21 protein-coding genes are annotated in these 20,529 nt (G+C 65.6%); 16 read left to right on the top strand and 5 right to left on the bottom strand.

Features of this window, described 5'->3' with window-relative positions:
• Positions 1-152 precede the first annotated feature (152 nt).
• A complete protein-coding gene (locus BHE01S_RS16950; protein ID WP_042265934.1) occupies positions 153-1,094 on the top strand; it encodes an aldo/keto reductase in 942 nt (313 codons plus the stop codon).
• Between the two features lie 386 nt (positions 1,095-1,480).
• Positions 1,481-1,693, top strand: coding sequence for a 30S ribosomal protein S21 (gene rpsU, locus BHE01S_RS16945; protein ID WP_004198205.1), 213 nt, complete (start codon positions 1,481-1,483; stop codon positions 1,691-1,693).
• A gap of 131 nt (positions 1,694-1,824) precedes the next feature.
• On the opposite strand, the gene BHE01S_RS16940 is transcribed toward rpsU, so the two are convergent.
• Together BHE01S_RS16940 and BHE01S_RS16935 are read right to left on the bottom strand one after the other, a co-directional pair.
• A complete protein-coding gene (locus tag BHE01S_RS16940; protein WP_042265925.1) occupies positions 1,825-2,283 on the bottom strand; it encodes a hypothetical protein in 459 nt (152 codons plus the stop codon).
• A gap of 310 nt (positions 2,284-2,593) precedes the next feature.
• Positions 2,594-3,190: a DNA-3-methyladenine glycosylase I gene (locus BHE01S_RS16935; RefSeq protein WP_042266133.1), complete on the bottom strand. Its 597-nt coding sequence runs from the start codon at positions 3,188-3,190 to the stop codon at positions 2,594-2,596.
• Between the two features lie 179 nt (positions 3,191-3,369).
• On the opposite strand from BHE01S_RS16935, the gene BHE01S_RS16930 reads away from it, so the two are divergent.
• Complete coding sequence (locus BHE01S_RS16930) at positions 3,370-4,266, top strand: BadF/BadG/BcrA/BcrD ATPase family protein (RefSeq protein WP_042265924.1); 897 nt, start codon at positions 3,370-3,372, stop codon at positions 4,264-4,266.
• Positions 4,267-4,368: 102 nt separating this feature from the next.
• Positions 4,369-5,190, top strand: coding sequence for a Cof-type HAD-IIB family hydrolase (locus BHE01S_RS16925; RefSeq protein ID WP_042265922.1), 822 nt, complete (start codon positions 4,369-4,371; stop codon positions 5,188-5,190).
• A gap of 109 nt (positions 5,191-5,299) precedes the next feature.
• Here the strand turns inward: BHE01S_RS16925 and BHE01S_RS16920 are convergent, their stop codons facing one another.
• The gene (locus BHE01S_RS16920) at positions 5,300-6,034 is read right to left on the bottom strand and encodes a histidine phosphatase family protein (protein WP_245639765.1); all 735 of its coding nucleotides are present in this window, start codon (positions 6,032-6,034) and stop codon (positions 5,300-5,302) included.
• 211 nt (positions 6,035-6,245) lie between these two features.
• On the bottom strand, positions 6,246-6,992 hold the full coding sequence (gene aqpZ / locus BHE01S_RS16915) for an aquaporin Z (RefSeq protein WP_042265918.1): 747 nt from the start codon (positions 6,990-6,992) through the stop codon (positions 6,246-6,248).
• Between the two features lie 286 nt (positions 6,993-7,278).
• Between aqpZ and BHE01S_RS16910 the strand changes: the two genes are divergently transcribed.
• Positions 7,279-7,575, top strand: a complete 297-nt coding sequence (locus BHE01S_RS16910) for an H-NS histone family protein (RefSeq protein WP_028203342.1) — start codon at positions 7,279-7,281, stop codon at positions 7,573-7,575.
• A 189-nt stretch (positions 7,576-7,764) separates the two neighbouring features.
• Here the strand turns inward: BHE01S_RS16910 and BHE01S_RS16905 are convergent, their stop codons facing one another.
• The gene (locus BHE01S_RS16905; RefSeq protein ID WP_042265917.1) at positions 7,765-8,829 is read right to left on the bottom strand and encodes a glycosyltransferase family 4 protein; all 1,065 of its coding nucleotides are present in this window, start codon (positions 8,827-8,829) and stop codon (positions 7,765-7,767) included.
• Between the two features lie 597 nt (positions 8,830-9,426).
• Here BHE01S_RS16905 and flhD point away from each other — a divergent pair.
• From flhD to BHE01S_RS16850, 11 genes are all read left to right on the top strand, one after another.
• A complete protein-coding gene (gene flhD, locus BHE01S_RS39560; RefSeq protein ID WP_042265916.1) occupies positions 9,427-9,744 on the top strand; it encodes a flagellar transcriptional regulator FlhD in 318 nt (105 codons plus the stop codon).
• 105 nt (positions 9,745-9,849) lie between these two features.
• Positions 9,850-10,392, top strand: coding sequence for a flagellar transcriptional regulator FlhC (gene flhC, locus BHE01S_RS16895; protein ID WP_042265914.1), 543 nt, complete (start codon positions 9,850-9,852; stop codon positions 10,390-10,392).
• A gap of 361 nt (positions 10,393-10,753) precedes the next feature.
• The gene (motA, locus tag BHE01S_RS16890) at positions 10,754-11,614 is read left to right on the top strand and encodes a flagellar motor stator protein MotA (protein ID WP_042265911.1); all 861 of its coding nucleotides are present in this window, start codon (positions 10,754-10,756) and stop codon (positions 11,612-11,614) included.
• Between the two features lie 10 nt (positions 11,615-11,624).
• Positions 11,625-12,701 carry a flagellar motor protein MotB gene (motB, locus tag BHE01S_RS16885; RefSeq protein ID WP_042265909.1) on the top strand — a complete coding sequence of 359 codons (1,077 nt, stop codon included), beginning with the start codon at positions 11,625-11,627 and terminating at the stop codon, positions 12,699-12,701.
• A 13-nt stretch (positions 12,702-12,714) separates the two neighbouring features.
• Positions 12,715-13,089: a response regulator gene (locus BHE01S_RS16880; protein ID WP_042265906.1), complete on the top strand. Its 375-nt coding sequence runs from the start codon at positions 12,715-12,717 to the stop codon at positions 13,087-13,089.
• A 57-nt stretch (positions 13,090-13,146) separates the two neighbouring features.
• The gene (cheA, locus tag BHE01S_RS16875) at positions 13,147-15,423 is read left to right on the top strand and encodes a chemotaxis protein CheA (RefSeq protein WP_042265904.1); all 2,277 of its coding nucleotides are present in this window, start codon (positions 13,147-13,149) and stop codon (positions 15,421-15,423) included.
• Between the two features lie 57 nt (positions 15,424-15,480).
• Positions 15,481-16,017 (top strand): chemotaxis protein CheW, encoded by a 537-nt coding sequence (gene cheW, locus BHE01S_RS16870; protein WP_042265902.1) that lies wholly within the window; start codon positions 15,481-15,483, stop codon positions 16,015-16,017.
• Between the two features lie 233 nt (positions 16,018-16,250).
• Complete coding sequence (locus BHE01S_RS16865) at positions 16,251-18,116, top strand: methyl-accepting chemotaxis protein (RefSeq protein ID WP_042265899.1); 1,866 nt, start codon at positions 16,251-16,253, stop codon at positions 18,114-18,116.
• Between the two features lie 222 nt (positions 18,117-18,338).
• A complete protein-coding gene (locus BHE01S_RS16860; RefSeq protein ID WP_042265897.1) occupies positions 18,339-19,307 on the top strand; it encodes a CheR family methyltransferase in 969 nt (322 codons plus the stop codon).
• Positions 19,304-20,080, top strand: a complete 777-nt coding sequence (gene cheD, locus BHE01S_RS16855) for a chemoreceptor glutamine deamidase CheD (protein WP_042265891.1) — start codon at positions 19,304-19,306, stop codon at positions 20,078-20,080. Before BHE01S_RS16860 ends, cheD begins: the two co-directional genes overlap by 4 nt.
• Positions 20,077-20,529 (top strand): response regulator (locus tag BHE01S_RS16850; RefSeq protein WP_157025447.1); only part of this gene is annotated, 453 nt, incomplete at its 3' end. The genes cheD and BHE01S_RS16850, both read left to right, overlap by 4 nt.

The raw sequence follows: 20,529 nt of genomic DNA, 5'->3' as shown, positions 1-20,529 counted from the left end.
CAGTTTGCAAGCGTGTTTACGGCAGGTATCGCGCGTGGTTTAGCGCAGCGCCGTCAGAGCACGTCCGCGGCCGCGCGCCCGTGCCGGCTGCAGCGCGCCGCGAGGCGGCGTATGCTCAGCGGTTCCCCGTTCGCCCTTTTTCTGGAGGCCCCATGGAACTACGCAGGATCGGCACATCCTCGTTGCAGGTCGCCCCGCTCATGTTCGGCGGCAATGTTTTCGGCTGGACCGCTGATGAAGCCACCTCGTTCTCGATTCTCGATGCCTTCACCGACGCGGGCCTCAACTTCATCGACACCGCCGACGTGTACTCCGCATGGGTGCCCGGCAACCAGGGCGGCGAATCGGAGACGATCATCGGCAAATGGATCGCGAAGAGCGGCAAGCGCGACAAGGTGGTGATCGCAACGAAGGTCGCAAAAGACGCACGCCGCCCGGGGCTTTCCGCCGCCAACATCGCGGCTGCCGTGGAAGATTCGCTGCGTCGTCTGCAGACCGATTACATCGACGTGTACTTCTCGCACGAGGACGACCAGAAAGTCCCGCTCGAGGAAACGCTCGGCGCGTACCAGCGACTGATCGAGGCCGGCAAGGTGCGCGTGATCGGCGCATCGAACTACACGGGCGCGCGCGTCGAGGAGGCGCTCGCGGTTTCGAAGCACGCCGGCCTGCCCGCGTACCAGATCATCCAGCCCGAATACAATCTGTACGACCGCGCCCGCTACGAGGCCGATCTCGAACCGGTGGCCATGGCGCAGAAGCTCGCGGTCGTGCCCTATTACAGCCTTGCGAGCGGCTTTCTCTCGGGCAAGTACCGTTCGCGCGAGGATCTCGCGAAGAGCACGCGCGGTTCACGCGTCGAGAAGTACCTCGATCACCGCGGCATCCGCATCCTTGCGGCGCTCGACTACGTGGCCGAACGTCACGGCAGCACGCTCGCGGCCGTTGCGCTGGCGTGGCTGATCGCGCGCCCGAGCATTACCGCGCCGATCGCGAGCGCGACTTCTCTGGATCAGCTAGAGAGCCTTGCGGCGGCGGTGCGGCTGAAACTCGATCCGGCCGACGTTCAGGCGCTCAATGATGCGAGCGCCTGACCAGCAGGAAACGGCATTTACCCAGGTGTCCTGATTGACGGGGCTTGCGCGGCGGCTGTGACACGCCGCGCAAGTGACTGACTAGAATCAAGAAACCCTGGTCGGGCGGATCTTTTCCTGATATCATTAGGAGTGAATTGAGATCTTTGCCTGTTTTGTTGCCGTGTTCGTTACTGTTGGCGGCCGCAAACCGGCGGTCAGGTGTGTTGCAGCAAGGTCGACCTGATCGCGTTCCGCTGTGAACCCCCTACTTCTCTTTTCCGGCCTCCGTGGCCGCCTTGCCTCTCGTTCAGCCCCAATGTGGCGAACGACCGGAGGGCCGGCGCGTGAGCGGCTTCGACGCTCGCGCATTTGAACCGTATTAAGCGATTTGAGTTAGGAAATACATGACGACGATTCTTCTGAAGGAAAACGAGCCGTTCGAAGTGGCGATTCGCCGCTTCCGCCGCGCAATCGAAAAAAACGGCCTGATCGCCGAGCTGCGTGAGCGTCAAGCTTACGAAAAGCCGACGGCAGTTCGCAAGCGCAAGAAGGCAGCTGCTGTGAAGCGCCTGCACAAGCGCCTGCGCAGCCAGATGCTGCCGAAGAAGCTCCACTAAGCTTTTTCGCTTTTCGGTGTTCCGTCTGACGGCGGCGCATGCTTCGCAAGAAGCTGCGCCGCCGTTTGCGTTTGTGTGTGCTGGTGCGCGCTTGCCCGTGTTTGCGCGTAGCACCTGCGTACCGGTCAGTTTCAGGCGGCGTCTTTCAGCTGCTCGGGCGACAACCCGAACTGCGCCGCAATCGAGCAAAGGCGTTCGCGCCATTCCCATACGCCAAACACGTCGTGCACGTTCTGCAGGCAACTCAACAAATTGATCGTCGCGGGATCGTAGATGTTGATATGGGCGCGCAGTAGTGCCTTTTTCAGCGCGGCGACGCCCACGTCCATATAGAGCGGCACGTCGTTTTCGTTACGGCCGAGGTAGCGCACGGGTATGCCTTCCATGGCGCTCGTATAGTCGCGTGGCCGGATAAAGTTGCCGACTGGGCATCCGCCGTAGCTGTGTGCGCTGCCGTAGCCGCCCCCACAGCCGCCGCCCCGGTAGGCGCCGCCGCCGCGTGGAAGGAGTGCCGCGCGCCCCTGGCCAAAGAGATGGGCCACCGCGCGGTCGAAGATCTCCTGATGACTCAGGAAGTGAACGTTTTTCATTTCACCCCCCCGTTGCCGAGGTGCCGGGCACAGGTTAATTCCCTTCTAATGCGGCGCCGCCGGCCTTCCAGCCGACATCACTACCCGTTCCCCTGACGCGCCTGCATTCACTTCCCGTTATAACGGCACGCCAGTGGAAAACCGTTGGGCCGCGCACGGTAGCGATCAGAAATAGCCTCGGCTGGCGTTGAGGGCGAGCGCCCTCGCATATCGGAAGCTTTGCCGGCCAGCGGGTTGGGCGCGTCCTCCCGCTCGGGACTTTCCCCGTTCGCGGCTGATATGGCGGGAATGCGTGCGAGTCTCGCTGCGCTCAGGCACGGCGCTTCTTTTTGCCCAGCGCTGCACAGGTCTTGCGGCACATGCAGTCGCGCTCATGGTCGTTGACCATGCCGACAGCCTGCATGAACGCGTAACAGATCGTCGTGCCAACGAATTTGCAGCCGTATTTTTTGAGCGCCTTGCTAAGGGCGTCCGAGACTTCGGTAGAGGCCGGTGCGTCGCGATACGAGGCGAGGTCGTTCTGGATGGGCGTGTCGTTCACGAACGACCAGACGAACTTCGCGAGCGAGCCGTGTTCCGCCTGGATCTGCTGTACGGCGCGGGCGTTGGCGACGGCAGCCTCGATCTTCGCCCGGTTGCGCACGATCGAGGCGTCCTGCATGAGCGTTTCGACGTGCCGGGGCGTAAAACGCGCAACCTTGGCGATGTCGAAGTTGGCGAAAGCGCGGCGATAGCCTTCGCGTTTGTTGAGTATCGTGGACCACGAAAGTCCGGCCTGCGCACCCTCGAGCACGATCATTTCGAACAGGTGCTGGTCGTCCCGCGACGGTACGCCCCACTCCTCGTCGTGGTATTGCACGTACTGCGGCGACGCGCCGGCCGATACCCAGTTGCAGCGGTGTGTCACGGAAAGTTCTCCTTGCGAGACGTCGTTCGAGCCACGCAAGCATAGCGGAACGGCGCCGCGCCGCCACCCTGGCCGGATGGCCGATTGTGCGAACCCGGGGAAGCCGTTAGTCTCTGCGGCACGACAAGAATTCTGGCTTTCGAAGTGGACTCACAGGCGCGCGAGGCGCGGCGGACATCATGCAGAAATACACCTGGTTGATTGGCGTGGACGGCGGCGGCACCGGCACGCGCATCGCGCTTGGCGATACCAATGGCGTCGAACTCGCGCGCGCGTCTGCGGGGCCGTCGGGGCTCGGGCTCGGTATCGAACGCGCCTGGCAGTCGATCGAGGAAGGCTGCCGTGCGGCGTTTGGACAGGCGGGGCTCGCGTTCGACTGGTCGCAATGCGTGCTTGGCTGCGGGCTCGCGGGCGTCAACAACCCCGCCTGGCTGGCGCCCTTTCTCGCCGCCGCGCCCCCGGTGGCCGGACTCGCGGTGGAAAGCGACGCCTACACGACGCTGCTGGGCGCGCACGGCGGCGCGCCAGGCGTGGTGGTCGCCCTTGGCACCGGCAGCATCGCCGCGGCCCTCGGTGAGGACGGCCAGTGCCGCATTGCGGGCGGTTTTGGCTTTCCCTCCGGAGACGAAGCGAGCGGCGCCTGGCTCGGCCTGCGCGCAATCGTCTGGGCGCAACAGGCGCTCGATGCACGCGTGCCCATGGACGACTTCGCACGGGCCCTGCTCGCGCACGCGCAGGCCACCGATCGCGACAGTCTTATCGTGTGGCAGTGCGCGGCCAACCAGACGGCTTATGCCAGCCTCGCTCCGGTCGTCCTCGCGCATCGCGAACATCCGTTCGTCGCCAGGCTGCTCGCCGAAGCCGGCGTGGAAATCGCGAAACTCATTGCCGCCCTCGATCCTCCGGGCAAGTTGCCGGCGGCGCTCTCGGGCGGCCTTGGGCAGCCGCTGCGCGAGTGGGTGCCGCAAGCGGTGCGCGACCGCCTGCGCGCGCCGCTCGCCGATTCCACGACCGGCGCGCTTCGGCTCGCGCAGATGGAGGCCCAGCGGCTGGCCCGCGCCGCCGCGCACTGCTGAACGGCAGGCGAGAAGGGGCGGGAACGTCGGGAACGTAGGCCGACGGCATAGCCGCGCCGCAGATGCTACGATTCAACGTTTCCCGCTAGCTGTCCGATCACCATGTACAAGGTCATTGCAACCGATCTCGACGGAACGCTGCTCAATAGCGACCATCAGGTCGATCCGTTCACGGTTGCCACGCTGGGCGCGCTCGATGCGCAGGGGCTGCCGTTCGTGATTGCGACCGGCCGCCACTATTGCGACGTGGCCGGCATTCGCGACGTGCTCGGCATCCGGCCATATCTCATCACCGCGAACGGCGCGCGCGTGCACGCGCCCGACGACACGCTGATCCACGCGAGCAATCTGGGCGCGCCCATGGTCGAACGTCTCGTTGCCGCCGACACCGCGGGCGGGCACGGTCGCGTGATCGTGAGCATCTATACCGACGACGCCTGGCTCATCGACCGCGACGCGCCCGAACTGCTCGCGTATCACCAGGACTCGGGCTTCGAGTACCGTGTCGCGGATCTGCGCGACTACGCAGGCGCAGGCATTGCCAAGGCGCTCTATATTGGCGATCCGGCGGATCTCGCACACGTCGCGCAAAATCTCGCGCGCGAGTTCGGCGACGCGCTCTATGTCACCTACTCCCTGCCCGATTGTCTCGAAGTGATGGTGGCCGGCGTTTCGAAGGGCCGTGCGCTGCGTGTCGTGCTCGACCGGCTCGGCGTGGACGCCGCCGGTTGCGTTGCGTTCGGCGACAACATGAACGATATCGATCTGCTCGAAACGGCGGGTCATCCGTTCATGATGAACAACGCCAATCCCGATCTCATCAAGCGTCTGCCTCGGGTGCCGCGCATCGGCAACAACTTCGAAGCCGGAGTCGCGCATCATCTTCGCAAGCTTTTCGCGCTCGACGACGAACTCGCGTCGTAGTCCGCACGGGCCCATCACCGGATGCAATAAAGGCGCGGTGCAAATCGCGCTATCACCGCTGTCGCGATTCCATCCGCGCGGTGATTGCGGGACGGCTACTGCGGGACGGTTATTGCGCGGCGGGCAGTTGCGCGCACGGGCAGTCGTCCGCACGACCATCGAGCCCTTCGTGCTCATGCGAGAAACGCGCGCGCGCGCCGGCGCCGCTCCAGTCGATGCGCACCACATAGATGCTGTCGAAGTCCGCACTCTCCCAGCGCGGTACGTCGCTCGCGCTGCCGCCGTGTGCAGCGACGACGCGGCGCACGAGCGTCTCGATTTCCCGATGCTCCCACGCGACGAGCACGGTACGGCCGCGCCACTGCGGATCGACGAGCGTGGCTTGCAGCGCGTCGATCTTCGAATAGCCAAACGGCGTCTGGATCGGCATGCCGAACTGGATCGCGGTCGGCTCGATCGTCGCGAGCGGGCGCACGTAGTAATAAGAATGGCCGTTGTCTTCCTTTTGCTCGCCGGGGTCGGGCGCGTAGATCGCATCGGGCTTGCCGTACTTGGCCGCGATCACGGCGGGCAGCGCGAGCGCGCGGTTCAGCCCCTTGCAGTCGAGCTGGCCGAATCCCTCTGGCGGCTTTTCGCCATGCCTCACGAAGATGAGTGTCTCGACGTTGCGCGGGTCTTGTGGATTGCGAGCGGCGGGCGCACTGCTCGCGCTCGTTTGCGTTGCCTCGCCCCCATTCGTGGGCGCGCTTGCCTGCGGCAGCGGCGCGCAGGCGTATAACAGTGCGCTCAGACCTGCGGCGAGCGTCGGAGCGAGCCGGACCGGCCGGGGGCGTGGGCGCTTCATGCCGGGCGTGATGCTCCAGGTGACGAGACGGTGGGAAATTCGCCTGATTCTAGCAGCGCGGGCGCCGTGGCCCCGCTCAGCCGCGCACGGGCGGCACGCTTGCAGCGCCAGGGCCGGCAAGACAAATGGGCGCCGAAGCGCCCGTTGCCGTTGCACGGTGAATGTGCCGCGGTTCGGCGCGGTTCGAGCCGGCGAGGCGCGTGAGTACGCGTCAGGCCTTTTCGCACGCGGCGACAGCCGCGACCACTTCGCGCCGCCCTGCCACCGCGGGGTAGACGATGCCCGCGATCACGGCGCCGACGATCGGCGCGACCCAGAACAGCCACAACTGCGAGATGGCCTCGCCGCCCACGAAGAGCGCGGGGCCGGTCGAGCGAGCCGGATTCACCGAAGTATTGGTGACGGGAATCGAGATCAGGTGAATGAGCGTGAGGCACAGGCCGATGGCGATCGGCGCGAAGCCTGCGGGCGCGCGCTGGTCGGTTGCGCCGAGAATGACGAACACGAAGAACGCGGTCATGACGGCCTCGCACACGAACGCGGCGCCCATGGCGTAGTGGCCCGGCGAGTGCTCGCCGTAACCGTTGGTCGCGAAGCCGCTCGCGACGAGGTCGAAGCCCGGCTTGCCGGTTGCGATGAGCGCGAGCACGAACGCGCCGATCACCGCGCCCAGGACCTGTGCGGCGATATAGGGCACGAGGTCGCGCGCCGGGAAGCGGCCCGCCACGGTCAGGCCCACGCTCACGGCGGGGTTCAGATGGCAGCCCGAAATAGGGCCGATGGCGAAGGCCATGGTGAGCACGGTCAGGCCGAATGCGAGAGACACACCCACGAAGCCGATGCCGAGCCCGTGAACCGGGCCGGCGAAGTTGGCCGCGAGCACGGCGCTGCCGCAGCCACCCAGAACGAGCCAGAAAGTGCCGAACATCTCGGCAATGAGACGCCTGGATAAGTGCATTGCGTGACACCTCGAAAAGTCGATTTTGACGGCGCCGCGTAAAGTGCCGGCACCGGGAAATGCCAGATTCTATGCAGTCGCCCTTTTCGATGCTGTCAAGGATTGTCAATTTCGACGTAATTGGTCGAATTATTGCGATCGATGTGCGCGCAATTGCGCTGGAGCCGGTCGATCGTTAAATTGAAGAATGGAGTGAAAAGGCAGTAATAATAGCGATTGCGAATTCCGTTATTTGCGTCTAATCTCCGATCGAGCCGGTTTCAAGAGCAATGAAGGGGGAATGGAAATGTCGCAATATACGGAAATCAAGGCGCAGATCGCAAAACTCCAGGCTCAGGCCGAAGAGGCGCGGCGCACGGAGATTGCGGACGTCATCGCCACGATCAGGGAAAAGATCGCCGAGTACGGCCTTTCCGCCCAGGATCTGGGCTTTGCCGAGGCCGCGCGCCGCGGGCGCCCGCCGAAAAAGGCGCCGCTGCCCGCGCGCTATCAGGACCCCAAGTCCGGCGCGACCTGGAGCGGGCGCGGCAAGCCGCCCAAGTGGATCGCCGGCAAGAACCGCGAACGCTACCTGATCGCCTGACGCATACGGGGAACAGCCCGGCCGCCATACCGCCGCAACCGCAAATGCAATAAAAGAGCCGCACGAATCATGCGGCTCTTTTTTGTGCGTCTTCTGTAATCAGCGCGCAATGGCGCTATTCGACGACTCGCAAACGATTCACGGTGCGCATTCGTCTGGATTGACGGCGAAAAATGGAATGCTTCGCACTCAGCCAGCCGCGACGCGACGCAGTACCGGACGCTGTGCCGCTTCGATCAGCGCCGTATACGTGTCGACATAATTGCCGGCCATGATGTGCGACGTGAAACGGTGTTCGAACTGGTTGCGAATCGCCACCCGCGAAAGCGAATCGATATTCTGAAGCGCGGCCACGGCGCCTTGCACGTCCTCGACGACATAACCGGTCACGCCCGGGTCGATCACTTCCGGCACTGAACCGCGGTTGAAGGCGATCACCGGCGTGCCGCACGCCATCGCCTCGATCATCACGAGGCCGAACGGTTCGGACCAGTCGATCGGGAACAGCAGCGCTTTCGCGCCCGAAAGGAACGCGGGCTTCTGCTCTTCGTTGATCTCGCCGATGAATTCCACGTGGGCCTGCGAAAGCAGCGGCTCGATCTCGGTCTTGAAGTAGTCCTCGTCGACCTTGTCGACCTTGGCGGCGATCTTCAGCGGCAGGCCGGAGAGCGCGGCGATCCTGATCGCCGTGTCCACGCGCTTTTCCGGGCAGATCCGGCCGAGGAACGCGAGGTACTCGGGCTTGCGGTCGGCCTGCGGCGTGAGGAGGTTCTTTGGCAGGCCGTGATAGATCGTGTTCTGCCACGCGGCCTGCGGCAAGGGCTGGCGCTGCGAATCCGAAATCGAGATCACCGGGGCGTTCGGGAACTGCTCGAATACCGGTTGCAGCTCCGGCAGGTCGAGGCGGCCGTGGAGCGTCGTGACGAACGGCGCGTCCATGGTCGTGAAAAGCGGAAACGGGAGGTAGTCGAGGTGGAAGTGCAGCACGTCGAATTCGTGCGCGACGCGGCGCACGCGCTCGAGCAGCACCATGTGCGGGGCCAGTGCGTCGCGGATCGTCGGATCCAGACGCAGTGCGCGCGGCCAGGCGGCTTCGAGGTTCGCCGAGGTGACCGAATCGCCGCTGGCGAACAGCGTCACATCGTGGCCGAGGTCGACCAGCGCTTCGGTCAGGTAGGACACGACGCGCTCGGTGCCGCCATAAAGCTTGGGCGGAACGGCTTCATAAAGTGGCGCAATTTGTGCGATTCGCATTGTTCGATCTCCTGGGCAAAAGAGCCGCGTGTGCAACGAAACGCTGTGATGCGGCACTGCGGCGGTACAACGTATCGGGTTATCCCTGAGGGCGATTATGGCCATTTCGCGGCCCGATACACGCGGTTTTGCAAACGCTTAATGTTGTTACAGCGGGATACAGCAGGTGTAAGAGCCCATTGCAAAGCGTGACGCGGCTTGCGCGCGCACTGCGCAAGCCGCGTGCCTGGATGGCCGAACAAGGGTCAAAAGGCAGGCATGTGAGGGCTGCGCGCAGGGCGGCTAGCACGCACGCGTGACGCATCCATGAAAAAGCCTATAATCGGCGCACCATTTCGCGGCTTATGCGCGCGACATGGTGCGCACCGCCCCCCGCCGCTGCTCCTGCCTCTTTGTCAGAAAAATTCCTACACGTTAGCGAAACTTTTTCTCGCAACGCGTCGCGGCATCCGTCCGATTTCCATTTGTTCCCACCCCGGCCACAATGGACCCACGACCATAAACAGGCCGTTCGGATGCACTCGGGTTGTATCCGGGCGAGCAAACGTTTTCCGCGGGCGGTCCGACCAGCCGCCGCGATTTGATTCGGGGAAATCCATGAGCGCGACGACGCACAGCGACATGCTGGGTGAGATCAAGGAAGTGAACTTGTCGTACCTGTTGCTCGCGCAACGTCTTTTGCGCGAGGACAAGTCGGCGGGCATGTTCCGCATGGGCATCTCCGAGCAATCTGCCGAGGTGCTCGCCAATCTCACTTTCGCGCAGACCGTACGCCTTGCCGCATCGAACCAGTTGCTTTGCCGCTTCCGGTTCGACGACCACGCCATCCTGAGCGCGCTTGCCGACAAGGGCAAAATCGCGCTGACCCACTCGGCGATCATCATGGCGGGCCAGGACATCGAGCAGATCGGCTGAACCGCTTCGCCCCGCGCTGCAGCGCGGCCGCGCATTGCACCCTTGCGGCTACCTGAACGGCGGCAGAGGGCAAGCGCATTCCATTGCGGCTTCCAACGGGTGTCTATGGCGACAAAGAGTGTGGTGCAGGAGGTCAAGGAGATCGCGCTCGCGATCGAGCTGATCGAACTGGGCGCGCGTCTGCAACTGCTCGAAGCGGAGACCTCGCTTTCGCGCGACCGGCTCATCCGCCTTTACAAGGAAGTGAAGGGCGAGTCGCCGCCCAAGGGCATGCTGCCGTTTTCGACAGACTGGTTCATGACCTGGCAGCCCAACGTCCATTCCTCGCTGTTCTACAACACGTTCATGTTCATGAGCCGCCACGCGCGCTGCGAGCCGATCCACGCGATCGTGAAGAGCTACCGGCTCTATCTCGAGCACCTGCGGCTGCACGACGAAACGCCCGCACTGAGCCTGACGCGCGCCTGGACGCTCGTGCGCTATTTCTCGTCGGGCCTCTTGCAGATGACGCCGTGCAGCCGTTGCGGCGGCCGTTACGTGGCTCACGCGCACGACCCGCAGCGCGGCTTCGTCTGCGGGCTGTGCCAGCCGCCCTCGCGGGCGGGCCGCACCCGGCGCAATGCGCTTGCCTCGCAGATCGCCGCCTGAGACAGATCGACGCGGCTTGACCTCGATTGATGCCGCTTGCTGCCGTCCGTGCAGGCCGGGCCTCCGGATAAACCCGGCCCGTCCCGACGCAAAGGCCGCGCAGCGCCGCCGGACGGCCCCCGCCGCGGCGCGGCGGCATCGTCACAAGCAGTCGCAGGCGCGAGCTGCCTCCCTTCCCGCGGGGCTTTGCGAACCGGCCCCAGATTCTCCCGTCACGCCGATGCCAGGCCGGCGGCAGATGCCCGGCCGGCTTACGATCCGCGCCCATTCAAAGCCAAAGTTTTTCGCGCCGTTGCCGTAAACCCAGCTAAGGGCGCGGGCCGACGGCGGTTCGCGGCGCATTTCTAGTGAGGACCCGGCAGTGCTGATTATCGTTGGAACCCTCTTGACGATCCTTTGCGTCTTCGGCGGCTATGCACTGGAGGGCGGCCATCTGGCCGCGCTCATGCAGCCGATGGAGCTGCTCATGATCGGTGGTGCTGGCGTCGGCGCGTTCATCCTCGGCAACGGCATCAAGACCATCAAGGCCACCCTGCGCGTGCTTCCCACGTTGTTCAAGGGCGCCAAATACAACAAGGACGTGTACATGGAGCTGCTCGCGCTGCTCTATGTCCTGCTCGCGAAGGCGCGAAAGGAAGGCACGCTCACGCTCGAAGCGGATATCGACGATCCGCAGAAGAGCCCGATTTTCACCCAGTATCCGAAGATCCTGGCCGACCACCACATCGTCGAATTTCTCACCGACTACTTGCGTCTCATGGTGGGCGGCAACATGAACGCCTTCGAGATCGAAAGCCTCATGGACGAGGAAATCGAAACGCACCACGCCGAAGGCGAGGCGCCCGCCCATGCGCTCGCCAAGGTGGGCGACGCGATGCCGGCGTTCGGTATCGTCGCGGCGGTGATGGGCGTGGTTCACACCATGGCGTCCGCCGACAAGCCGCCCGCGGTGCTCGGCGAGATGATCGCCCAGGCGCTGGTCGGCACGTTCCTCGGCATTCTGCTTTCGTACGGCCTGATCGGCCCGCTCTCGAGCCTCGCGGAGCAGCGCGTGACCGAGTCGACCAAGATGTTCCAGTGCATCAAGGTGACGATCCTCGCGAGCCTGAACGGCTACGCGCCGGCCATTGCCGTGGAGTTCGGCCGCAAGGTGCTGTTCTCGACCGAGCGTCCGTCGTTCACGGAACTCGAAGAGCACGTGCGCCGCGTGAAGGCGAAGTAAGGGACGGCCCATGAGCAACAACAAGGACCGCGCAATCGTCGTCAAGCGCGCCGCGCCGAAGAAGGCCGGCCATCATGGCGGCGCGTGGAAGCTCGCCTACGCGGACTTCATGACCGCGATGATGGCGTTCTTCCTGCTGATGTGGCTGCTTTCGTCGGCGTCGACGGTGCAGCTGCGCGGCATTGCCGACTACTTCAACCAGCCGCTGAAGATCACGCTCTGGGGCGGCGACCGCAGCGCCGAAGACTCGAGCATCCTGAAGGGCGGTGGCCGTGACATCTCGTCGCAGGATCAAGGCGTCACGCGCCGCAGCGACGGCGCGACCGAGCGCTCGGAGCGCAACCAGTCGAAGCACAACGACGACGACGCCACGAAGCAGCTCGAAGGCTCGCTCGAGCGCAAGGAGCAGGTGCGCCTGCACGACCTGCAGGTGAAGCTGATGGCGGCGATCGAGGCAAACCCGGTGCTGCGCCAGTTCAAGCAGCAGATCCGCATCGACTCCACGCTGCAGGGCCTGCGCATCGAGATTGTCGACTCGCAGAAGCGCCCGATGTTCGCGACGGCGCGCGACGTGGTCGAGCCGTACATGCGCGACATCCTGCAGGCGATCGGCAAGACGCTCAACGACGTGCCCAACCGCATCGTCGTGCAGGGCCACACCGACGCCGTGCCCTATGCCGGCGGCGAGAAGGGCTATAGCAACTGGGAGCTTTCCGCCGACCGCGCGAATGCGTCGCGCCGCGAGCTGATCGCGGGCGGCATGGACGAATCGAAGGTGTTGCGCGTGCTCGGCCTCGCTTCCACGCAGAACCTGAACAAGGCCGATCCGCTCGATCCGGAGAACCGCCGCATCAGCATCATCGTATTGAACAAGAAGTCCGAAGACGCGCTCATGCACGACGACTCGACCACCACCACGCTCTCCGACGACGCAGCGGGTTCGGGCAAGAGCCTGCCCGCGCTCACGCCGGACGCCGTGCCGCGCAAGGCGGCGCCGGCCCCGGTGGCGATCGCCCCGAAGGTGGCGACAGCGGTGGCGCCGGCCATGCCGGCGCTCGCCCCAGCCGTCGCGCCGGCAGCGCAATGACAACGAGGAACGGATGATCAGGAACATTCTGGCGATCGACGATTCGGTGTCCATGCGGGAGATCCTGCGTGCGGCGCTCGGCTCGGCGGGCTACGAAGTGACGGTGGCGTGCGACGGCGAAGAAGGGTTCGAGCATGCGCTCGCCCAGCGCTTCGATCTCGTGCTCACCGACCTTTACATGCCGCGCATGGGCGGGCTCGACCTGATCAAGCAGCTGAGGGCGAATCCTTCGTACTTCGAAACGCCCATTCTCGTGCTGACCACGGAATCGGACGAAGGCTTCAAGGCAGCCGTACGCGACGCAGGCGCGACCGGCTGGATCGAAAAACCGGTGGACCCCGAGCTGCTCGTCGATCTGGCGAGCGCGCTCGGCGAGGCCCACCCTTGAGGTGCCGCGCGGCGAGCGACGAGGCACCCCCCAGGCAATCAACGCGGTGAAAGAGCAATGACTCTCGACATCACTCAGTTCTATCAGACGTTTTTCGACGAGGCGGACGAGCTGCTCGCGCAGATGGAGCAGCTTCTTCTGAACCTGAACGTCGGCCGCCCGGATCCCGAGGATCTGGCGGCGATCTTCCGCGCGGCGCACTCGATCAAGGGTGGCGCGGCGACGTTCGGCTTCACGGCTTTGACCGAGACGACCCACATTCTCGAATCGCTGCTCGACCGCGCGCGCAACAACGAGCTGGTGCTGCGCAAGGACATGATCGACACGTTCCTCGAAACGAAGGACGTGCTTTCCGACCAGCTCGGCGCCTACCGCGCGAGCGCCGAGCCCGACGCGCAAGCGGCGGCGGCCGTGCGCGCGAAGCTCGAGCGCCTGTATGCGGAAAGCCGCGGCGTGCCCGCGGCCGCGCCAGAACCCGCGCCGGCTCCGGCCCCCGCGCCCGCGCCGGCCCCGCAGGCGAGCGCCGGCGCGAGCGTGGGTGATTCGGAAGAAGATCTCGAAGCCGCTTTCGAAATGCACAGCACGTTGGCGGCGGCAGGCTCGGGCGCGCCCGAGCACGTCGTGAGCGAGGCGATCGATGCGGCAGCCTCTGCGCCCGCTGCCGGCGGCGAGGCCGCAGCGGAAGGTCCGCACCTGCGCGTCACGCTGCGTGCCGTCGACGCGAAGGACCAGGAGCTGCTCGTCGAAGAGCTCGGCAACCTCGGCCGCATTCTCGGCCAGGTGAAGACCGGCGACGACCTCACGCTGTGGCTCGAAACCGATGTGACCTCCGACGACATCATCGCGGTGTGCTGCTTCGTGATCGACGAGAAACAGATTTCGATCGGCCGGGGCGCCGCGCCGCAGGGCGGCGCGCAACCGGCGGCGGCAGAACCCGACGCAGCGCCGGCGCCGGCCGCGCCTTCCGCCGCACCGGCTGCGCCCGTCGCCGCGCCGGCGCCGGTTGCGAGCACACCGGCTGCGCAAGCCGAACACGAATTGCCGCGCCCTCCCGCGAGCGCGTCCGCGCAAGCCGAAGGCGAGCGCAAGGCGCGTCCGGCCGCTGCCGCTGCGTCGGCGGAAGGCAGCTCGATTCGCGTGGGCGTCGAAAAGGTCGATCAGCTGATCAACCTCGTGGGCGAACTCGTCATTACGCAGGCGATGCTGGCGGAGACGACCAGCACGTTCGACCCGGCATTGCACGACCGTCTCTACAACGGCATGGCGCAGCTCGAGCGCAACGCGCGCGACCTGCAGGAAGCGGTGATGTCGATCCGCATGATGCCGATGGACTACGTCTTCAGCCGCTTCCCGCGTCTCGTGCGCGATCTCGCGGCGAAGCTCGGAAAGGAAGTCGAGCTTGTCACCTTCGGTCAGGCGACCGAACTCGACAAGAGCCTGATCGAGCGCATCATCGACCCGCTCACCCACCTCGTGCGCAACTCGCTCGACCACGGCATCGAAACCGTGGAAGCGCGCCGCGCCGCGGGCAAGGACGCGACGGGCCAGCTCGTGCTCTCCGCCGCGCACCATGGCGGCAACATCGTGATCGAGGTGAGCGACGACGGCGCAGGCCTGCGCCGCGACAAGATTCTCGCCAAGGCGATCAAGCAGGGCATGCAGGTCAGCGACACGATGTCCGACGAAGAGGTCTGGAACCTCATCTTCCTGCCGGGTTTCTCGACCGCCGAGCAGGTGACCGACGTTTCGGGCCGCGGCGTGGGCATGGACGTGGTCAAGCGCAACATCCAGGCGATGGGCGGCCACGTGGAGATCACCTCGCACGCAGGCAAGGGCAGCACCACGCGCATCGTGCTGCCGCTCACGCTGGCGATTCTCGACGGCATGTCGGTGAAGGTGGGCAACGAGATCTTCATCCTGCCGCTGAACTTCGTGATGGAGTCGCTGCAGCCGCGCCACGAAGACATCTACACGGTCACCAACGGCGACCGCGTGGTGCGCGTGCGCGGCGAGTATCTCCCGCTCGTGGCGCTGCACCAGGCGTTCAACGTGGAAGGCGCGCGCACGGACCCGACGCAGGGCATCGTCACGATCATGGAAACCGAAGGCCGTCGCTTCGCCATGCTGATCGACGAACTGGTCGGCCAGCAGCAGGTCGTGGTGAAGAACCTCGAAACGAACTACCGCAAGGTGCACGGCATTTCGGCGGCGACCATTCTCGGCGACGGCAGCGTCGCGCTGATCGTCGACGTGGCCGCGCTCAATCGCGAGACGCGCGCCACGCATGGCGTCAGCGCCAGCGCAAATTCGGGTGCGTTCGCCGAATTCGCGTAATCGTGATGAAGACCGGACGCACTCAATCCATCATCTCCCAACCGTTCAGGGGCTAACGTGGCAGAAGTCCAATCGATTCAAGGCAACGGCGCGCACGGCGCACTTGCCGGCGCGCAACGCCGCGACGCGCTGCAGGCCGACGCAGGCGGCCAGGAATTCCTCGTCTTCACCCTCGGTGCGGAAGAGTACGGCATCGACATCCTGAAGGTGCAGGAAATCCGCGGCTACGACAGCGTGACGCGCATTGCGAACGCGCCCGATTTCATCAAGGGCGTGATCAACCTGCGCGGCATCATCGTGCCGATCGTCGACATGCGCATCAAGTTCCATCTGGGCCGCGTCGAGTACGACCACCAGACGGTCGTCATCATCCTGAACGTCGCGCATCGCGTGGTCGGCATGGTGGTGGACGGCGTCTCGGACGTGCTCACGCTGCAGATGGAGCAGATCATGCCCGCGCCCGAATTCGGCGCGACGCTCACGACCGAGTACCTCACTGGCCTCGGCACCGTGGAGGGCCGCATGCTGATCCTGATGGACATCGAAAAACTGATGACGAGCCGCGAAATGGCGCTGATCGAGGCGCTGGTCTAACGTACGCAGACGTAAAACCGGGGGGCCGCGAGGCCGGCGTGAGAGAGAGCGGACAAGCCGCCGCCAAAGAGCGGCAAGCCGCCTTCGTTCTCGCGCGCGCTTCGTGCGGGGCCTTGGGCGGAGCCGCGTCTGGCCGGCCATGTCTAGCCGACCGCGTCTAGCCGACCGCGTCTAGCCGACCGCGTCCGGCCACAATGGGCCGCCCCGATTCGCACAGGACAGGAGCAAACGAGATGCTGCAAAGATGGTCGATCCGCACCACGCTCACGGGCGTCGGGCTCATTCTGGTTGCGCTGACCGTGCTGGTCGGCGCACTCGGGCTCGTCGCGCTCGGGCGCGCGAGCGACGCGTTCACCGAGATCGTGCAAGGCGATCTCGTGGCGATGCATGCGCTGAACGACTCATCGTCGTACCTGTTGCGCACGCGCGTCGCCATCGACCGCGCCAGCGCGCTTACGGCAGCAGGCCAGGCCGACGATGCGAAGAAGGCGATCGATCGCGCCCAGGAGTTATTCGGCAAATCCAACGAAGCCTGGCAGGCCTTCCAGAACGCGCCGAAGAGCGGTCTTGACGCCGCCGCGCTCGACGCGCTCGCGGCGAAGCGCGCCACGCTCATGCAGGACGGCGTGCAGCCCGAATTCGCGGCCCTGCGCGCAAACGATCAACCGGCCTATCACGCCATCGCCGATACGAAGATCAGCCCGATGTTCGTCGACTACGACAGCGTCGCCGAGCCGCTCGCGCAGGCGCTGGAAGACAGCGCACAGGCGCGCGAGGTCGGCGCGCACGACAAGATCGCCGTGATGCGCATCGCGATTGGCGTGGTGATCGCCGTGGCGCTCGTGCTCGTGGTGGTGCTGCGCTTCGCCATGCGCGGCCTCATCGTGCAGCCGCTCGCGGACGCCGTGGCGTGCTTCGAGCGCATCGCCCACGGCGATCTCTCGCAGCCGGTCACGGTCTACAGCGAAAACGAGATCGGGCGTCTCTTCGGCGGCATCAAGCGCATGCAGGAAAGCCTCGTTACGCTGGTGAGCGCGGTGCATACGGGCGCAAGCTCGATCGACGTGGGCGCGCGCGAGATCGCCATGGGCAACACCGATCTTTCGCAGCGTACCGAGCAGCAGGCCGCTTCGCTGCAGGAAACGGCGTCGAGCATGGAGCAGCTCACGGGCACCGTGCGCCAGAACGCGGAGAACGCGCGCCAGGCGAGCCAGCTGGCCGTCAACGCCTCGGACATCGCGACGCGCGGCGGCGAGGTGGTGGGTGAAGTCGTGAACACGATGCAGGGCATTGCGGCGAGTTCCGCGAAGGTCGTGGACATCATCAGCGTGATCGAAGGCATCGCGTTCCAGACCAACATTCTTGCGCTCAACGCGGCCGTGGAAGCGGCGCGCGCGGGCGAGCAGGGCCGCGGCTTCGCCGTGGTGGCGGGCGAAGTGCGCAGCCTCGCGCAGCGCAGCGCCAGCGCGGCGAAGGAAATCAAGGAACTCATCAACGACTCGGCCGAGAAGGTGCAAAGCGGCTCGCAACTGGTGGGCCGCGCCGGCACGACGATGGAAGAAATCCTTCAGGCCGTGCGTCGCGTGACCGACATCATGGGTGAGATCAGCGCGGCGTCCGAGGAGCAGTCGGGCGGCATCGAGCAGGTCAACCGCGCCGTCACGCAGATGGACACCGTCACGCAGCAGAACGCGGCGCTGGTGGAGCAGGCGGCGGCTGCGGCGGCCTCGCTCGAAGAGCAGACGCGCCAGCTGCAGAATGTGCTCGGCGCGTGGACGACGGGCGGCGCAACGGCGCGCAGCGCGGGGGCAAGCGAGCCTCGCGTCATGCCGGCCACGCCGGTTGCCGCGAAACGCACGATGCCGTCTTCGGCTGCGGCGGGGACGAAGGCCGCGGCGGCGGCAACGTCGGTCGCACCTGCGGTGGCAACTGCCGCGACACCGGCGGAGACCGCGAAGGCTGCGGCAAAGCCCGCGGTGCAACCGGCAGCCAGGGGGGCGGCAAAGCCCGCAGCGAAACCGGCCGCGCCTGCGCGCGCCGAGACGTATGCGAGCACGGCAGCATCCGCTTCGGACGATTCGGACTGGGAAACGTTCTGATCGAACGCACAGAAAAGTAGTGAAGTACTGAACACGAGCAACTGCAATGCACATGAGCGCTATACAACGGCAAGACCTGCCGCGCCGGACCCACGGGTCCGCGCGCGTCGCGCAGGCCGCCCATGCGCCGCACGCATTGCAACCGGGCAGGCGCGGCGCGCAGCAGTCCTGCGCCGCGGTATCCCATGCAGTGGGCGGCGCGCAATGCGAAGGAGCATCAGCATGAAAGCGCTGCGAAATACGCGCCAGGACGCCGGCGAGACGGGCGCTACGGGCACTCAGGGCGTCGAGAGCAACCGCGATTTCGATTTCACCCCGGCGGACTTCGAGCGCATTCGCGCGCTCATTCACCGCCGCGCGGGCATCTCGCTCTCGGACCACAAGCGCGACATGGCGTACAGCCGCCTCGCGAGGCGCCTGCGCGCACTCGGCCTCGACAGTTTTCGCGACTATCTCGACCAGCTCGAAGCGCGCAACGACGCGGCCGAGTGGGAAGCGTTCACGAATGCGCTCACCACCAATCTCACGGCGTTTTTCCGCGAGGCGCATCACTTTCCGATCCTCGCGGATTTCGTGAAGCGCCGCGCGGGCGGGTCAGGTGCGCAGCCGGTTTCGGTATGGTGTTCGGCGGCTTCCACGGGCGAAGAGCCATATTCGATTGCGATGACGCTCGTGGAAGCGCTCGGCGAGCGCGCCGCGCGCGAGGCGCGCGTGCTTGCCACCGACCTCGACACCCAGGTGCTCGCCAAGGCCGACGCGGGCGTCTATTCGTTCGATCAGGTGAAGCATCTGTCGCCGGAGCGTCTGAAGCGCTTCTTCTTCAAGGGCACCGGCTCGCACTCGGGACTCGTGAAGGTGCGCCCGGAGCTGCGCGCGATGATCAAGTTCGAGCAGCTCAATCTCACCGACGCGGACTACGGCTTGCGCACGACGTTCGACGCGATCTTCTGCCGCAACGTGATGATCTATTTCGACAAGCCGACCCAGGCACAGGTCCTCGCGCGCTTCGAGCCGCTCATGAAGCCGGACGGCCTGCTGTTCGCGGGCCACTCGGAGAATTTCACCTACGTCACGCAAGCGTTCCGTCTGCGCGGCCAGACGGTGTACGAACTCACGCGCGGCAGTCGGGCTCAGACCCAGGCCAATGCCGCGCCGCGCCGCGCGAACGACGCGCTCGGAGTGCCTGCATGAGCGCCAGTCTCCCGATCGCGACGAATCGCTATTTCGACGCGCATTTCCAGCGCCCCGGCGTGAAGCTGCTGCCCAACGAGTTCTATACGACGGGCGAGGACATGGTGCTCGTCACCGTGCTCGGCTCGTGCGTGGCGGCCTGCATTCAGGACCGCACCGCCGGCATTGGCGGCATGAACCACTTCATGCTGCCCGACGACGGCGCGGACTCCGCCCACGCGCTCGCCGGCGCCTCCGACGCGATGCGCTACGGCGCCTACGCGATGGAAGTGCTCATCAACGAGCTGATCAAGGCGGGCGGCCGGCGCGAGCGCTTCGAGGCCAAGGTGTTCGGCGGCGCGGCGGTGCTCGCGGGCATGACGACGATGAACATCGGCGACCGCAACGCCGCGTTTGTGCGCCGCTATCTCGCGACCGAGAACATCCGCATCGTCGCCGAGGACCTGCAAGGCTCGCATCCGCGCAAGGTGGCGTTTTTGCCGCGCACGGGCCAGGTGATGGTCAAGAAGCTGCGCCTCTCGCAGGAGACGAGCGTGGCGGAGCGCGAACAGCGGCTCGCCGCGCAAACCGCCGAAGCGCGCGCCGAGCGGCTCGCGCGTGCGCGTGCGCGCGTCGAACTGTTCGGCGTCGGCAGCGCCGGGCGTGCGGCACCCCAAAATTCCCAATCCCAACCGCCAGGCGCGCGCCCTCGCATCGAGCTGTTCGGCTCGGGCGTATCGTCCGCGCTGCGCGCATCCGGTCAAGACAACGCCAGGACAGTAGAGGAGGCGTGAACGCTGTGCAAAAAATCAAGGTTCTCTGCGTCGACGATTCGGCGCTGATCCGCAGTTTGATGACGGAAATCATCAACAGTCAGCCCGACATGACGGTCGTCGCCACCGCGCCGGATCCGCTCGTCGCGCGCGAGCTGATCAAGCAGCACAACCCCGACGTGCTCACGCTCGACGTGGAAATGCCGCGCATGGACGGCCTCGACTTCCTCGAGAAGTTGATGCGCCTGCGGCCCATGCCGGTCGTGATGGTGTCGTCGCTCACCGAGCGCGGCAACGAAATCACGTTGCGCGCGCTCGAACTGGGCGCCGTCGACTTCGTGACGAAGCCGAAGGTCGGCATTCGCGACGGCATGCTCGAATACTCGGAGAAGCTCGCCGACAAGGTGCGCGCCGCCGCGCGCGCCCGCGTGCGCGCGCACCACGCGAGCACCACGGCGCCGGCGGGCGCG

The sequence above is a fragment of the Paraburkholderia heleia NBRC 101817 genome (assembly GCF_000739775.1).
GTDB classification, from domain to species: Bacteria; Pseudomonadota; Gammaproteobacteria; order Burkholderiales; family Burkholderiaceae; genus Paraburkholderia; species Paraburkholderia heleia.
Note: the sequence above shows the minus strand (reverse complement) of the source record. Positions and strands in the feature narration are given on the sequence as shown.

Bases quoted from the DNA above. Each gene is read 5' to 3' on its own strand.
- BHE01S_RS16950 (WP_042265934.1), top strand. From the start codon at position 153: ATGGAACTACGCAGGATCGGCACATCCTCGTTGCAGGTCGCCCCGCTC.
- rpsU (WP_004198205.1), top strand. From the start codon at position 1,481: ATGACGACGATTCTTCTGAAGGAAAACGAGCCGTTCGAAGTGGCGATT.
- BHE01S_RS16940 (WP_042265925.1), bottom strand. From the start codon at position 2,283: ATGAAAAACGTTCACTTCCTGAGTCATCAGGAGATCTTCGACCGCGCG.
- BHE01S_RS16930 (WP_042265924.1), top strand. From the start codon at position 3,370: ATGCAGAAATACACCTGGTTGATTGGCGTGGACGGCGGCGGCACCGGC.
- BHE01S_RS16925 (WP_042265922.1), top strand. From the start codon at position 4,369: ATGTACAAGGTCATTGCAACCGATCTCGACGGAACGCTGCTCAATAGC.
- BHE01S_RS16920 (WP_245639765.1), bottom strand. From the start codon at position 6,034: ATGAAGCGCCCACGCCCCCGGCCGGTCCGGCTCGCTCCGACGCTCGCC.
- aqpZ (WP_042265918.1), bottom strand. From the start codon at position 6,992: ATGCACTTATCCAGGCGTCTCATTGCCGAGATGTTCGGCACTTTCTGG.
- BHE01S_RS16910 (WP_028203342.1), top strand. From the start codon at position 7,279: ATGTCGCAATATACGGAAATCAAGGCGCAGATCGCAAAACTCCAGGCT.
- BHE01S_RS16905 (WP_042265917.1), bottom strand. From the start codon at position 8,829: ATGCGAATCGCACAAATTGCGCCACTTTATGAAGCCGTTCCGCCCAAG.
- flhD (WP_042265916.1), top strand. From the start codon at position 9,427: ATGAGCGCGACGACGCACAGCGACATGCTGGGTGAGATCAAGGAAGTG.
- flhC (WP_042265914.1), top strand. From the start codon at position 9,850: ATGGCGACAAAGAGTGTGGTGCAGGAGGTCAAGGAGATCGCGCTCGCG.
- motB (WP_042265909.1), top strand. From the start codon at position 11,625: ATGAGCAACAACAAGGACCGCGCAATCGTCGTCAAGCGCGCCGCGCCG.
- BHE01S_RS16880 (WP_042265906.1), top strand. From the start codon at position 12,715: ATGATCAGGAACATTCTGGCGATCGACGATTCGGTGTCCATGCGGGAG.
- cheA (WP_042265904.1), top strand. From the start codon at position 13,147: ATGACTCTCGACATCACTCAGTTCTATCAGACGTTTTTCGACGAGGCG.
- BHE01S_RS16865 (WP_042265899.1), top strand. From the start codon at position 16,251: ATGCTGCAAAGATGGTCGATCCGCACCACGCTCACGGGCGTCGGGCTC.
- BHE01S_RS16860 (WP_042265897.1), top strand. From the start codon at position 18,339: ATGAAAGCGCTGCGAAATACGCGCCAGGACGCCGGCGAGACGGGCGCT.
- cheD (WP_042265891.1), top strand. From the start codon at position 19,304: ATGAGCGCCAGTCTCCCGATCGCGACGAATCGCTATTTCGACGCGCAT.